Consider the following 14,563-nt stretch of genomic DNA (forward strand, 5'->3'; position numbering starts at 1 on the left):
GATGAGGGCGAACGGGGGGTCCGCCCTCATCAGTTCCAACTATAGCATATTTGCGTTTTTCGGTATACTATTTTCCGAATCGGCCGTCTTCCGGTCTACGGCTTGATCTTTGTGAAGAACTGTCCCTTGCCTTCCTTGGCGATCAGCACCACGCCGTCCTTGTCCACAGGATTGTGGGTCGCGGGATCCATGGTGATCGTCGCATGGTGCAGTTTCAGGTCCTTCGTCGCCTCGAGGGCATCACGGATCGCCTTAGGGTCGTCAGAGCCGGCACGGGCTATGGCGTCAACCACCCAGTACACCGAGTCGTACCCGAGCACTCCGTTCACGAACTCCTTGCATTCGTCGTTCCACCGTTCCTTGTAGGCTGCGAAGAACGGCTGCATGGCAGGATCTTCCGGAGCCACGTGGTTGATCCAGTAGGACCCCTCCATGGCTTCACCGGCGATCTCCCACATGAACTCGCCGTACCCGTCGCCGCCCACAAACACGATCTCGTTCAGACCAAGCTCACGGGCCTGCTTCATGATCAGCGCCATTTCCTTCCCCATGTTCGGAAGCACGAGAACATCGGCGCCCTTCTCTCGGATCTCCGTCAGCTGCGCCCGGAAGTCCACGTCCTGACCGCCCCGGAATCCGAGGTCGGCTACAACCTTCCCGCCGTACTCACCGTAGCTCGCCATGAAGAACTCCCGCAGCCCCTGGGAGTAGTCGTTCCCCACGTCGTACAGGATCGCCGCGTTCATCTTCTTCAGCTCCTTCGCCGCGAAGAAGGCGATGAGCTTGCCCTGGTACGGATCGGTGAAGCAGATGCGGAAGGAGTAGGGACGGACCGCTCCCTTCTCGTCGACCGTCACCAGCGGGTTCGTGGACACTGTCCCCACCTGGGACACGCCGAGACGGTTCACTATGGGCGCCGTGGCGATATTGATGCCGCTTCCGTTCGCGCCGACGATGGCGACAACCTTGTCCTCTTCGATCATCCGGCGCACAGCGTTCACCGCGTCTTCGGCCCGGGTGCGGAAGTCGTACACCACAAGCTCTACGGGACGGCCGAGCACGCCGCCCTTGGCGTTAATCTCCTCCACTGCGAGACGGGCCGTCTTCTCCTCCGTCTGGCCGTAGGCGGCCCAGTCACCGGTGAGCGCAGCCAAGTACCCGATCTTCACTGGCTGACCCCCGGCCTTCACTTCTTCAGTCTTTGCCGGTTCGGCAGGTTTCTCCTCAGGTTTCGGTTCTTCCGCGGCCTTTGGGGCTTCGGCCGGTTTGGGAGCTTCAGCGGGTTTTTCCTCGGCTTTCGGGGTCTCGGCAGCCTTGGGCGCAGGCGCTTCCTGCTTCGGGGTCTCCTTGGGCGCTTCGGGCGCCGGTTTCTGCTGCATCACAAAATATCCGACAATAACGACGAGAACAGCCAGACCTATCAACCAGTTCTTCTTCAAAATCTACCACCTCCTGAGTGAATTTCACTGCCTGAACGCTCTTTATTTTACTACGACCACGATCGGGTCACAAACTGTTTCTTTTTTTCTGCCGTATCCACTATCCACAAAAAAGGCACCGGAAAGACCGGCGCCCCGTTCGTCCTAGACAGCGGTTTCTTCCCTTCCAGCCTCCTCGGCAACGTAGAAGGCAAAGTTTCTGAACAGCGGGGGGAGGGTGCGCAGGAAATAGGGAAGGTGGATCCTCTCGCCGTTCTTGTGGTCATCCTTGCCCAGGGGGCCGAAATTCGCCACGGGAACGTCAAGCTTCTTGAGGTCTTCCAGGGGGAAGCGGTATTCCCTCCCCCAGAGGGGCATGTTGTCCCCCAGGGCGTCGAGATCGTCCGGGTTCCCCTGGAACCCGAAATAACTGAGGTCCATGATGCCGTGGAAGACATCCACCACGGAAATGTCGAGGCCGTCTTCCTTCCCGTCCTCCCGGAGGCGGGCAACGGCCCTGAGGACGGCACGCTCTCCGCCGGTCCTCCCGTTGTTCAGCCTCGGAGGGTAATAGGGCGGAAGGAAACCCACCACGATAAGGGGTCCCTTCTCTCCCGCCAGGTCGAGCAAATAGGAGGTTGTTTCCACTCCCCGCTCCCGTTCGTCCAGGGAGGGGGGAAGAGACCGGAGAAAATCGTCCAGGAGCCCTTCGAACCCCGGCGTTTTTTTCTTTGCCCCGGCGAGCAGTTCACCGAAATCCATGACCCGGGGAGAAAAGATCTTCGCCCGCGGCGCGATGCCACCCCTGCCCCTGATAAGGCAGTTCTGCTCGCTGATCCTCCGCAGGCTCATCTCCAGGGCCTCTCCGGCCGCCGCCTTCATCTCCTCAAGCACTCCGGCGGGTGTTTTTTTCACGGTAAGGAGATTGTAATAGGCCACAGCCCGCTCGGGGAGGGTCACCGAGTAATTCTTCACCAGGTCCCTGAACCGGAGACATGCCATGGGGGGGAAGCTTCTTCCCTCCCATTCCTCCGAGGTGGAGGCGGCCCCTTCGAGAACAAGGGAGAGGTTGGCCGCCAGGAGAGAGGCGCTCACTCCGTCGAAATAATCACCCACGTGAGCTTCCTTGCCCACGCAGAGAAAGAAGGGCATGATCTTGCCGATGGTGCCGAGGTACACCGCTCCGGCTGGAATCTCCCTCCCTCCGACGGAAGGCTCTCCGTTGATGGCGGCGGAGTACTCGATCCCCCACTCTTCCCTGAGCCTCACAAGCCAAGGGACGGCCCCTCGCATACCCGCCGAGGTGTTTTCCTCGTCCGGGACTGCCAGGAAGAGAATGTTCGCGGGAAAGTCTCCTGTTCGTGAAACTTCAGCAAGGAGCCCCATCTCGAGGGCCAGTCCGGACTTCATGTCCGAGACCCCCCGGCCGAAGAGGTATTCCCCGCTCGCAAGGTCCGACCGGGCCTCCGGCGGTATATCAAGCTCACCGACCCGTCCGGTCAGTTCCTCCGGCGAAAATGCCAGGTGCTTCAGCGGCCCGTAGGCTTCGGCATCCACCACGTCGAAATGGCCCGTGAGAACCACGGTTCGCTTCATTTCCGCCGCGCCCCTCACCAGGGCGGCAACAGCACTCCTGCCAAGCGAATCTCCTTCGGCAGGAAGATACCGCAGATGGGATGGATTCCTCCGGAAATACTCCAGTTCCGACAGCTTTCCGAAAATGAGCTCCGCTGCGCGGTTTTCCTCTCCCGAGAAGGAAACGCTCGGGACGGAAACGAGTTCCAGAAGAAGACGGTATAGATCTTCACTGTCAAGGGATACCACGCTGGTTTTCCTCCTGCCGGCTCTGCAGCGCTTCCCTGGCCGGACGGCTCATGGACACTTCGATGGGCTCGGTGGCGTTCAGGTGAACATCCATCTGGGGGAAGGCCACGGCAATGTTCTTTTCCTCGAAGAGAGAGACAAGGCGGAACCGGAGGTCGCTGGGCACCTTCACCGTGGAGGCATTGGTCATGTCCACCCAGAAGAAGAGGCTGAATTCCAGAGCGTTGGGCCCGAAGTCCCGGAAAACCACGTAGGGCTCAGGCTTTTTCAGCACCCTCGAATGATCATCCGCCGCCTTAAGCAGCAGCTTCTCCACTTCCCTCGCGTCCGAGCCGTACGCCACTCCTACGTTGATCTTGAGCCGGATCTTCTGGTCTGTGAGGTTCCAGTTGATGATCTTGTTGTTCAGGAAATAGCTGTTCGGTATAAGCACGTCGATGTTGTCGAAGGTCTTCACCCTGGTGGACCGGGAGCCGATCTCCTCCACGGTGGCGAACAAGCCGTCTATCTCGATGGTGTCGTCCGGCCTTATGGGCTTTGAGAGCATCAGGATGAAACCGCTGATGAGGTTGTTGAAGAAGTTCTGGGCGCCGAAACCGATGCCGATGGCCAGGGCACCGCCAAGGAAGGCGAACGCCGTGAGGGGAATGCCGACCAGGTCAAGGGCCGACAGGATGAAGGAGACCATGAAGACATAGAAGAGAATCTGCTGGGTGGCCTTCCGGGCCGACAAGTCGAGGCCGAATCTCTTGAGCAGCGTCCTGCCGAGAAAGGCGGTGAGTCTGCCGCTCAGGAAGAACGCCGCGATGAAGAGGATAATGGCAAGAACGAGCTTCGCTATGGTGACATCGAAGCCATCGCCGGACCAGAGGGAAATGTTCCAGAAGGCCAGGAAGCGGTCCTTGCTTAAACGGGTGACCTGCTCGGCGATGCGCACGGCGTCGATCTGGTTGTCAAGCTCCTCCTGAAACCGGTTGTAGTTGTTGAAAAGACCAAGCAGCATGGCCACGGTAGCATTGGTGGTCTGGACAGTCTTGTCCAGCGCCTCGATACGCTTCTGGATCCTTGTGGCGACTGCATTGTTTGCTTTCACCTCCTCAAGCTCTTTCTGGGCTGCGAGAATATCGGCCTGCATGGAGGCAAGCTTCCGCTGCTGGACCTGGAACATATTCTCCAGATCCTTGATCCTGTTCTTCACGCTGCTGCGGTAGTCCCATATTTCCTGAGACTTTACCGTCCCCTGGATGAGGCCGTACCGCACCTCCCAGATCCTCCTGTTTTCGTCAAGCACCATGAGTTCCTGTTCCGCCTGTTCAAGGGCTGCCTGGTTGTGCTTCAGCCAAGCTTCCCTTTCCGCGACACTTGCCCGGGCCACCAGCCGCTGCTGGTCGTTCCGCGCCGAGCTCAGTTCGCCCTGAGCCCTGGTAAGAGCGCTGCGCAGCTTTTCCCGCTCCGCCTGGAGGGCAGCGATTTTCTCCCGTGTTTTTGTGATCTCCTGGGCAATCGCTTCCATCCGGCCGTTCCTGTCCGCTTCATCGAAATGCAGGTTTTTCCTGACGCCTTCGAGGTCATTTCCCAATATTTTTTTCTGGGCCTCGAGGAAAGTTCGCCGAACATTATTGGCTTCCAGATTGGTTTTCTGGAGGAAAACGGTTACCCTCGCCGTCTCCAGATCTGCCTCGGCCTCGCGGAGCTGGAGTTCTTTCGTCATGGCCTTTCCTTCCGGCGTTTGAGCCTCCCGCCGGAGTTCTTCCACCCTTCCCTCAAGCTGGGTGACCTGGCCCCCGAGGTTTTCGAGAGAGCCTTCGGCGAGGCGTATGGATGAAAGGACCGATTTCAGTCTCTGGTCAACCCCTTCAAACTGGTTGCGGACGTTTTCATAGAAAGAGAGATTGTAAGGTGGATTTTCCTTGATGAAAGACGTTCCTTCGCTGACGGAGGCTTCGGCGGCTTCTTCCTTTGCCCGGGCGAGGTTTTCAAGAGCGGTATTGTACATGGAGTAGACGTTCTGGAGGGCCCCGAGGGCTACGGTGAGTCTCCGAATGGCCTCGGACTCCACGCCGTCATCGGTCCGGATCTCTTCCTTCTGCTTGAGGTAGAGGTCAATCTCCTTCTGGATATCCTCGATCCGCTGGGCAATTCCTTCCGGGGTCGACGGTGGTTTCCATTCCTCTTTCGCACCGTTGACGGGGGCCGGAGCCTGGGGGACATCCTGGGAAGCCGTCTCCGCGGCTGCAAGCAGAGATACCGGGGCCAGAACAGCATAGAAAAACACAAGAATGATGACCAGAAATTGTCCCGGTCGGGGCAGTTTTCCGTATCGACCTGTCTTCACATGTACGACCTCCTTTGCAGAATTTTCTCACACATACAGACCGAAGGCGGGAGGAATCCCCCGCCTTGTCTGTTCGTTTGTTCTTCCTGGTTTCCTACGCGGGGAAAAGTTCTTTCATTATGTCTTCCACGTGCTCCATCTTCTCTACCTTTGTAACGTTGGAACCGCAGAAGAAAAGACCATCCTCCCAGTTCCCCCTGAAGGCGTCTATAAGGGCCTGGGCGATGCAGAAGGTTTCCCGCTCCGTCTTGTAGCGGCAATGGGTGAGACAGTTGGCGATACAGGGCTTGCTCTCCACGTGCCCCTTGAGGTACTGGTCGATGAAGGGCGACCGGAGAGCTCTTCCGGGCAGGCCGGCAGGGCTCTGGATGATCACCACGTCATCTTCCCCGGCGTCGATGTAGGCCTGCTTGAAGCGCTCCGAGGCATCCCCCTCGAAAGTGCACGCAAACCTTGTCCCCATCTGCACTCCCTTTGCACCCAGGCCGAAAGCCCACTCCATGTCCCTTCTGTCCCAGATTCCTCCGGCGGCAATGACGGGAACATCCTTCCCCATTTCTTTCTCCACGTACTCCACAAGCTCCGGAACCACCTTCTCCAGGGAGAACTCGTCGTCCTCCACCTGGTCCATCTTGGTTACACCAAGATGGCCTCCGGCGTACTTCGGCGTTTCCACCACAAAGCCGTCAGGAAGCCTGCCGTAGGTCTTTTCCCACCGCCTGGAGATCAGGTTTGCGGCCTTTACTGTGCTGACGATGGGAACGAGGGCCACGTCGGGATACTCCTTCGCGTATTCGGGAAGCCGGAGGGGAAGCCCCGCACCGGAGATAATCACGTCCACACCGCCCTCGCAGGCGGATTTCACGTGGCGATCGTAATCCGTGAGGGCCACCATGCAGTTGACGGCAATAACCCCCTCGGGCCCTGCTATTTCCCGGGCATCCTGAATTGCGTCCTTCACCGCGAGTTGGTTGGCTTCGAAATAATTCCGGCCGTTGTAGTAAGGGGAATTACAGGCCAGTCCGACGCTGGCGATAGTTCCCACTCCGCCGCATCGGGCTACGTGCCCGGCAAGGTTCGGCCCGGAAATGGCTACCCCCATCCCCCCTTGGATCATCGGGTACAGGGGTTGGTGTTTCCCTATCTTCAATACCGGAAGTTGGTTCAAAGGGCTCTCTCCTCTTCTAATAATTGAACTGCCGGCGCTCCCGGCGGCGTTCCATCCCGGGGACCGGTGCATGCGGCGCGCCGTACCGTGCTATTCTATCCCACACGCAAGCATTCAATCAAGGAAGAAATACGGAAGGACCGAAAAGGAGCTGCTCAATCCCTACTCCTTCTCCCTAAATCCGCAAATTTTTCAGGCAGAGGGAATGTCGCCGGGCACAGCGCCCGGGCCGAGAAACCGACACGGATGTCGGTTTCAGGTGCAGTTGTCAAGGACGACAATCTGCACCGGCGGCCCAAGCGAGCACCGGTGACACTCCCCGCTGCCTGCGGATTTAGGTTCTCTCTTCATTGACTGGGAAACGGCCGGAGTATACCATTAGGCGAAGGTAGATCACTCTTGAACTATACTGGAGGGGAAAGCGTGTTCACCATCAAGGAGTTCCTTCGGACTGAGGTCAAACCTGCGCTCGGATGTACCGAGCCCGGAGCGGTGGCACTAGCCGTCGCCCGGGCAAAGGAAGAACTTGGGGGACCGGTGGATTCGATAACGGTTACGGTGAGCGACAGCATCTACAAGAACGGGGTCGACGTTGGGATCCCGGGGACGGAGGGCCTGAGGGGCAACAGCGTGGCGGCGGCGCTTTCAGCCTTCTGCGGCCGTTCTTCCTACGGCCTCGAGGTCCTCAAGGATTGCACCGTGGACGATATCGAATCGGCAAAGGCAATGCTCGGAAACAACGCCGTGAAAATCATCCCCGATCTCGATCGCCACGGAGTCTTCATAGAGGCCGACGTCAGATCCGGGGACGACGCGGCCGTCTGCCGCATCGAGGGGTCCCACACCGGCATTTCGGAAGTGACCCTCAACGGGAGAACCATCTTCTCCGCTGAAAAAAAACCATTATCCGGGCTGAACAGCCCCGGAAGAGATATCTCGGCCGAGGTTGCCCGAATGAGCTTTCCCGACCTTGTCTCCCTGGTGGATACCATGGACGGGGAAGACATAGACTATGTCATGAGCGGCGTGGAAATGAACATGACCATCGCCGAGTACGGCTTCGACCCTTCCCGCTCCACAGGGCTCGACATCGGCAAGACCCTCAGGAAACTCGGCGGAGCGGCCTTTGACTCGGATGACCTCAGTCTCAGGATCAAGGCATACGCCGCAGCCGCATCCGACGCCCGCATGGCAGGAGCTCCCCTCGCCGTCATGAGCAGCGCCGGGAGCGGTAACCACGGAGTGACAGCGATCCTGCCGGTCGCGGTCTGCGCTCAGCATTACGGGAAAAGCCGGGAGGAAACTGCCAGGGCCGTAGCCTTCAGCCACCTCGCCACAAGCTATATCAAAAGCCGGACCGGGAGACTTACCCCGACGTGCGGCTGCACCGTCGCAGCAGGTGCCGGCGCGGCCGCGGGCATAACATACCTTATGACAGGGGATCCGGTAAAGGCAGCCCAGGCCATGCTTGTCGTCCTGGGAAACCTGGTGGGGATGGTGTGCGACGGGGCGAAAAACACCTGCGCCCTCAAAGTGGGCACGGGCGCTCTTGAGGCCTACCACGCAGCCCTTCTCGTCATGAACGGACATTCTCCCGAACCCCAGGGCGTGGTGGGTGAGACCATCGAACAGACGGTGAAAAACCTGGTTGAGGTTTCGGATAAAGGCATGGCGAACCTCGACAAGGCAATCATCGACGTGATAAACCGGCGTTTTTCATAGAATCGGCACAAGAGGCGCTCGCAAGGCGAGCGCCTCTTCTTTTAGTAGAAAAAAGTCAGGCCATGGCCTCCACATGCCGGAACACGGAATCCACGAAAGGATCCACCGTCGGATGGGAGGGGAGCCTGCCCGCAATCCATGAAAAGGTACCGTCCCCGCGCAGAATCCGGAAGGACGGGGCGAAGTTGAGATCGAAAGCCCACGAAAGCTGCACGAGAAGAAAATCGGCAAGGGAACGGACGTTCCGGTAAGAACCCTGCCCCTCTTCCTCAAGCTCCCTGACGAGTTCCCCGGAATAGCCCCCGCCTACATCCAGCCTGGGAAGAAGGTCGTTGACCCTGTTTTCCTCCACGTGGCGGCGAACCAGCCGGAAAACGTCAATCTTATCGCTGTCCCTGACAATTTCGGCTATAGGCAGCAGATCAGGCGGGACATCGGAGGGAAGGATTTTTTTATTGTGCAGCCGGACCGATTCCAGCACCGTCGCTTTTACACCCTCACCCTCAAGCCGCTCCCAGGGAAAAGCCTCTTCGAGCACCCTGCGTCCCAGGTCCCCGTGGTCCACCGAAGCGCCGTCGAAGAAGGTGCCGTAGTCGGCAAACTGGAGGAACCGCCCGGCATCGTGAAGGACTGCCGCCGTGAGGGCAAGGTCCCGAAGGAAGCCTGTCCACCCCAGGCCATCGGCAATCAGGGCGCAGTTGTCTCTGACTTTCATACTGTGAACCCGTTTTACCTCGAGAAGGGGGTGGAGTGTCCCATCCTCTCCCCGGAAACTGTCAATGTAGTTTACGAGCCATTCCGCAGAAATTCCATGATTATCCATGAAGTCACGCTCCTTTGTCGTCCGGGTCATTCTATCCCTCCGGGGCGTCCTTTTCAATCGCAGGGGGCGCCGGCCGTCCTAACCCTAAATCCGCAAATTTTTCAGGCAGAGGGATGTGTCGCCGGGCATACGGTGAATTCGCCCTCCCCGAGGGCGAAGAGATCCCGCTCCGCGCTCTGTACGGATGAATCCCCCGGGGGAGGGCGCCTGAGGGGAGAGAAACCGGCACGGATGTCGGTTTCTCAGGCAGCCGGCGAATGCAGGGAGCCGCGGTGATCCCTTGGGCAGTTGTCAGGGACGACAATCCGCACCCCCCGCCCAAGGGGTCCCCGGTGACCCTCCCCGCCGGGGTGCGGATTTAGGTCCATCCGAAACCCCCTGGAGTAGTATAATGAATCAGGCTGCAAAACTGAAAACAAGTGGAGGTGGATGAAAATGAAAATGCATCGCACAATCCCGTTGTTTCTTATAGCGGCAGCATTACTCTCCCTGTCGGTTCCCTTTGAGGCTTCAGCCTGGCGGGGAGTTCAGAAGTGGAGCTATGACGCACAGAACAGCGTGACGGGATCACCCGCCGCAGTGAACGGCAATATCGTCATCGGCGACAGCGAAGGGCGCCTTCTCGCTCTCGACAAGAACACCGGGGAACTCAGGTGGACCTTTACTGCGGGCGCCACCATCAACGGAGCCCCCGCCCTTCTGGGCACAACGCTGTTTACCGGAGGATCCGACGGCACCCTCTTCGCCGTCGACGGGACAACGGGCCGGGAGATCTGGCATTTCAGCCTCTCGGAAAAGTACACCCCCGGCGCCATCTGGTCATCCCCTGCCGCCGGGAACGGCCGTGTCTATTTCAACAGCGCCGACGGCAAGGTCTACGCTCTCGACGCGGCGTCGGGAAACCTGGCCTGGACATTCGACACTGGCCGGGAGCTCCGCTCTTCACCGGTCCTCAGCGGCAGTCTCCTGTTCGTCGGGGCATACGAAGGGCTCTTCCATGCCCTTGATGCCGGGACAGGAAAAAAAGTTTGGGGCGGCGGAAGCGGCGGTCCCATCACCACCCCGACGGCAGCGGACGGAACGGTCTTCTTCGGGAGCTGGGACGGGACGCTCCAGGCGGTGAAGATACAGGGGGTGATTCCCCAGTGGAAATACAGCGCCGGAGAAGCGATCACCACCAGGCCCCTGGTTGCGGAGGGCAGGGTTTTCTTCGGGACGGTGAACGGAAAGATGGTGGCCCTTGAAGGCGCCTCGGGGAAGCTCCTCTGGGAGTTTTCCGTTCCGGGGGGCATCCACTCCAATCCCGCCTATCACGAGGGAATGGTGTTCTTCGGCAGCGATGGGGGCACCCTCTTCGCCCTGGACGCGGCGACAGGCAGAGAAGTATGGAAATTCGAGTCCGGGCGGGAGATCATGTCGGATCCGCTCTTTGTGGACGGAGGGCTGTACATCGGAAGTTTCGACGGAAAAGTCTACGCCTTCGAATAACTTTTCCTTCCAAAAGAACCGGGGGAGAGGGAGTATCCCCCTAAATCCGCAGGCTTTTCAGGCAGAGGGAGTGTCGCCGGACATACGGTGAATTCGCCCTCCCCGGGGGAGGGCGCCTGAGGGGAGAGGAACCGGCACGGATGTCGCTTTCACAGGCAGGCAGCCGGCGAACGCAGGGAGCCGCGGGACTCGCCTGGACAGTTGTCACGGACGACAATCCGCACTTTCCGCCCAAGGGGTCCCCGGTGACGCTCCCCCTTTGTTTTTCACCGCCGGAACCCCTATAATTCGGACAGCACAGCCCCTGAAATCTGCAGACGGGAGGTCGCGGGACATGGCGCCCATTTCAGGACAGGAACAGGAACCGCTCCGGCGGATCATCGAACTCGAGGAGGCCCTCCGCAGGGCCGAGGAAAGCAGCAGGAACAAGAGCGCCTTCATCGCCAACCTCAGCCACGAAATACTGACTCCTCTCAACTCCATCATCGGTGTGGCCAACCTGTTCCAGGGAACCAGGCTGGATCTTGAACAGAAAAAGTTCGTCGAAATGCTCTCCACATCAGCGAGAGATTTGCTCCGCCTGGTGGAGGAGCTTCTCGACCTTTCCCTCATCGAGACGGGCCGGCTTTCCCTGCAGAGCGAACCCTTTCCCGTCCGGTCGAGCTGTTCCAGGACGATCCGGCCCATCGCCGTCTCGATCCAGGATCGGCGGCTTTCCCTGGAACTGCATGTTGAACCTGCCGTTCCGGAATTTCTTCGGGGAGACAGCGCACGGCTGAACCAGATCATCAGGAACATGGTGACCAATGCCATCGCCTTTACTCCGAAAGGGACCATTACGGTACGGGTCTTCCTGGAGGAAGAAACGGATTCGTCCGCGGACCTTCACATCACGGCGATTCATCCCGACGGCGGCATGGGGGCGGTGAAAGGACGGGATACGGACTATTCGGACATGGAACGGAAGGACTTTTCCGCGTCCTTCCAGGGTGCCGGCATGGGGCTCCTCATTGCCCGGGGGATCGCGGAAGCCATGGGAGGCAGGCTCTGGACGGAGTTTTCCGACTCAGGGGACCGGGCCATTCATTTCCGGGCCTCCCTGGGGAAGGTCCATCCCGAGGAGGAGCTTCCCGGGAAAGAAACGGAATCCGGAGAGGGGCTTCCCTCCGAAAAAAAACCCCTCCCCGCGGAAATTTCGATCCTGGTGGTGGACGACAACAGGTTCAACCGGAGCCTCACCAGAACCATTCTCAGGAAAATGGGCGGCCCCGGCTGGAAAGTATCCCTGGCGGAAAGCGGTACCGAGGCACTGCAGCTCATGGAGGAGGAGCATTTCGACCTCGTCTTCATGGATGTTCAGATGCCCGGCATGGACGGCCTCGAATGTACCAGGCTGGCCAGGAAGAAAGAGACCGCGCATGGGCGCAGGTCCGTCATAATCGCCATGACAGCCTACGCCAGAGAGGGAGACCGTGAAATGTGCCTCGACGCCGGAATGGATGACTATATCGCCAAGCCGGTGGAAGCGGGGGAGCTACGCTCCGTCATCTCGAGAAACCTGGCCTAGGTCTTGCGGACCAGCACGCACAGGGCGGACTGGTCGTCCCTGGCCGCCCCCGTATAGCCCGCCTGGAAGAGGCGGTCGTAAGCCTCGGGAAAGGAGAGGGGGCCGTTTTCCTGTTCCACCTGATGGTCGAGAAAGCCGTCGCTGAGGAAAAGAAAGTACTCGCCCGGTTCCGCGGGGAGACTGCCTGAACCGAAGACGGCAGCCCCGGGAAGCCCCAGCAGCGACCCGGGGGAAGCGATTTTTTTCAGTCCGCCTCCGCTGCCGTGCAGGAAGCCGTTGATTCCGGCAGCGCAGTAATCCAGCCTTTTCTCCGGCAGGTTCAGCCGGAAGCAGACTGCCGCCGCAAAAGAATCGGAGAGAATCCTGCTCTCCGCCATGGAGTTCACCCAGGCCAGTTTTTCTTCCAGGGAAACGCCTGCACGGGCGTCATCCTCGAAAGCCTGGTGGAAAAGCACCATGATGGCCGATGTCCGCAGGGCGGCCGGAACTCCGTGCCCCATGACGTCAAAGAGGTAACCGCTGAGGATCCCCTGTCGGTCATCCCAGTGGTATCCGAACATGTCGCCGCTGATGAGGTGCATGGGACGGTAGATGCCCCTGACCTCGATCCGGGCGTCCCCCTCGAGGTCTCCGGGCAGGAACCCCCTCTGGATCGACGCGGCGAGGGACACGCTGTCATGGACCAGGTTTTCAGGAGAGACATCCGAGGCGACCATCATCATCACGTCCCCGGCATTCCCGGAGAGGGACCGGCAGGTGAACTGGACGGGGAAGAATATGCCGTTTTTCTTTCTGTGGGTCGCCGTCTGGAGGGAAAAGGAAGTGTTCCTAAGACTCCCCTCCCAGCCGGGGAAAATCTCATCCAGGGACAGGTCGGAAGTTTCCCCCCAGGAGTATCCGTACAGAGCCCTCGCCGCTTCATTGGTGTAGAGGACGGCTCCTGTGGAAGTTTCCCATATGACGAGAGCCTCATGGAACATGTCGAGAAGGTTCATGCCGTCAAACCTGAAGCCGGCGACCTCCAGGGCCAGCGGGGCCCCTCCCTGCTCTTTCATGGCCGCCCCCTCACTCGCCCCGGTCTCCGGAGATCGTCCCCGGCTTGTTCATGCACAAGCTTACCAGCCGTCCCGATTCCGAGATACGACACCAGTCGACAATATGAAGAATAATCTGCACTCCCCTTCCGGATTCCCGAAGACCGTCGTCAAACACCCCCGGATCGGGCTTCAAGTCGTGAGAAAAACAACCGCCGCAGTTCCTGACAACGGCACAGATCTTATCTCCTTCATCCCGGACGGAAAGCTCCACCCCTTCATCCGGGTCTGCTCGCCCCCCATGAATCAGGGCATTGTTCACCGCTTCGTTAAGAGCGAGAAAAAAGAGCATGCCCCGCCGTTCACCCAGATCCCGGAAAACAGAAAGGATCCGATCTCTGTGCGGGGCAAACTGTTCAATCGAACTGAAACGGATTTCTACGAGGAGCCTGCCCGTTCCCATCCGCATCGCTCCCTTCGGGCCGCCGCAGCGTACCGTATTTTTACATCATATCACATGGCTCTCTTCATAAAAAAGGGGCCTTCAAGGCCCCTTTCGGTCACGTTTTCATTCAGCTCTTTATAGCCTGGGAGAGCGCATCCGCCCTGTCCGTCCTCTCCCAGGCGGGAAGGGGGTCCAAATCGATCCGGCCCATGTGGCCGTAGGCGGCGAGCCGCCTGTACTGGGGCTTTCTCAGTTCGAGATCCCGGATGATGGCTGCGGGCCGGAAGTCAAAATTTTTCCTGACCAGGGCCGTGATCTCCTCGTCAGTGACGCCCTTCGAAGTCCCCCGGGTTTCCACCATGACGGAAACAGGCTCGGCCACGCCGATGGCATAGGCCACCTGGACGAGGCACTGGTCGGCCAGTCCCGCAGCGACCACGTTCTTGGCCACGTACCGGGCCATGTAGGCGCCGGAACGGTCCACCTTGGTGGGGTCCTTGCCGGAGAAAGCGCCGCCGCCGTGGGGCACCCAGCTTCCGTAGGTATCCACGATGATTTTCCTTCCGGTGAGCCCCGTATCGGCCATGGGACCACCCTTTTCGAACCGCCCGGAGGGGTTCACCAGGATCCTTGTTTTTCCGTTCATCAGGTATTTCGGCACCACGGGGCTGATCACATGCTCGATGATATCCGCCCGGATCTCCTCGTTCGTCGCCTCCGGATGGTGCTGGGCGGAGAC

At 59.5% G+C, this 14,563-nt stretch carries 11 protein-coding genes; 3 read left to right on the forward strand and 8 right to left on the reverse strand.

Features of this window, described 5'->3' with window-relative positions:
* Nucleotides 1-95: 95 nt before the first annotated feature.
* From JMJ95_RS10525 to JMJ95_RS10540, 4 genes are all read right to left on the reverse strand, one after another.
* Entirely contained in the window at nt 96-1,439 is a 1,344-nt protein-coding gene (locus JMJ95_RS10525; protein WP_290685134.1) for an ABC transporter substrate-binding protein, read from the reverse strand.
* A gap of 144 nt (nt 1,440-1,583) precedes the next feature.
* Entirely contained in the window at nt 1,584-3,242 is a 1,659-nt protein-coding gene (locus tag JMJ95_RS10530; RefSeq protein ID WP_290685136.1) for a M20/M25/M40 family metallo-hydrolase, read from the reverse strand.
* Nucleotides 3,229-5,577, reverse strand: a complete 2,349-nt coding sequence (locus tag JMJ95_RS10535) for a mechanosensitive ion channel domain-containing protein (protein WP_290685137.1) — start codon at nt 5,575-5,577, stop codon at nt 3,229-3,231. The genes JMJ95_RS10530 and JMJ95_RS10535 overlap by 14 nt, the downstream gene beginning before the upstream one ends.
* Before the next feature lie 94 nt (nt 5,578-5,671).
* Nucleotides 5,672-6,745 (reverse strand): nitronate monooxygenase family protein, encoded by a 1,074-nt coding sequence (locus JMJ95_RS10540; protein ID WP_290685139.1) that lies wholly within the window; start codon nt 6,743-6,745, stop codon nt 5,672-5,674.
* Nucleotides 6,746-7,168: 423 nt separating this feature from the next.
* Between JMJ95_RS10540 and JMJ95_RS10545 the strand changes: the two genes are divergently transcribed.
* On the forward strand, nt 7,169-8,467 hold the full coding sequence (locus JMJ95_RS10545; protein WP_290685141.1) for a serine dehydratase subunit alpha family protein: 1,299 nt from the start codon (nt 7,169-7,171) through the stop codon (nt 8,465-8,467).
* A 55-nt stretch (nt 8,468-8,522) separates the two neighbouring features.
* Here JMJ95_RS10545 and JMJ95_RS10550 read toward each other — a convergent pair whose 3' ends face one another.
* Nucleotides 8,523-9,320, reverse strand: a complete 798-nt coding sequence (locus tag JMJ95_RS10550) for an HD domain-containing protein (RefSeq protein WP_290685142.1) — start codon at nt 9,318-9,320, stop codon at nt 8,523-8,525.
* A 405-nt stretch (nt 9,321-9,725) separates the two neighbouring features.
* Between JMJ95_RS10550 and JMJ95_RS10555 the strand changes: the two genes are divergently transcribed.
* Nucleotides 9,726-10,778 carry a PQQ-binding-like beta-propeller repeat protein gene (locus JMJ95_RS10555; protein ID WP_290685144.1) on the forward strand — a complete coding sequence of 351 codons (1,053 nt, stop codon included), beginning with the start codon at nt 9,726-9,728 and terminating at the stop codon, nt 10,776-10,778.
* Nucleotides 10,779-11,112: 334 nt separating this feature from the next.
* The gene (locus JMJ95_RS10560; protein WP_290685145.1) at nt 11,113-12,345 is read left to right on the forward strand and encodes a response regulator; all 1,233 of its coding nucleotides are present in this window, start codon (nt 11,113-11,115) and stop codon (nt 12,343-12,345) included.
* Here the strand turns inward: JMJ95_RS10560 and JMJ95_RS10565 are convergent.
* The 3 genes from JMJ95_RS10565 to JMJ95_RS10575 form a co-directional block, all read right to left on the reverse strand.
* On the reverse strand, nt 12,342-13,400 hold the full coding sequence (locus JMJ95_RS10565; protein ID WP_290685146.1) for a SpoIIE family protein phosphatase: 1,059 nt from the start codon (nt 13,398-13,400) through the stop codon (nt 12,342-12,344). The two genes, JMJ95_RS10560 and JMJ95_RS10565, sit on opposite strands and share 4 nt — an antisense overlap.
* A 10-nt stretch (nt 13,401-13,410) precedes the next feature.
* Complete coding sequence (locus tag JMJ95_RS10570) at nt 13,411-13,842, reverse strand: ATP-binding protein (RefSeq protein ID WP_290685147.1); 432 nt, start codon at nt 13,840-13,842, stop codon at nt 13,411-13,413.
* 109 nt (nt 13,843-13,951) lie between these two features.
* Nucleotides 13,952-14,563 (reverse strand): methionine adenosyltransferase domain-containing protein (locus JMJ95_RS10575; RefSeq protein WP_290685148.1); only part of this gene is annotated, 612 nt, incomplete at its 5' end.

The organism is Aminivibrio sp. (assembly GCF_016756745.1).
Classification (GTDB): domain Bacteria; phylum Synergistota; class Synergistia; order Synergistales; family Aminobacteriaceae; genus Aminivibrio.

Bases quoted from the DNA above. Each gene is read 5' to 3' on its own strand.
- JMJ95_RS10570 (WP_290685147.1), bottom strand. From the start codon at position 13,842: ATGGGAACGGGCAGGCTCCTCGTAGAAATCCGTTTCAGTTCGATTGAA.
- JMJ95_RS10555 (WP_290685144.1), top strand. From the start codon at position 9,726: ATGAAAATGCATCGCACAATCCCGTTGTTTCTTATAGCGGCAGCATTA.
- JMJ95_RS10565 (WP_290685146.1), bottom strand. From the start codon at position 13,400: ATGAAAGAGCAGGGAGGGGCCCCGCTGGCCCTGGAGGTCGCCGGCTTC.
- JMJ95_RS10550 (WP_290685142.1), bottom strand. From the start codon at position 9,320: ATGACCCGGACGACAAAGGAGCGTGACTTCATGGATAATCATGGAATT.
- JMJ95_RS10560 (WP_290685145.1), top strand. From the start codon at position 11,113: ATGGCGCCCATTTCAGGACAGGAACAGGAACCGCTCCGGCGGATCATC.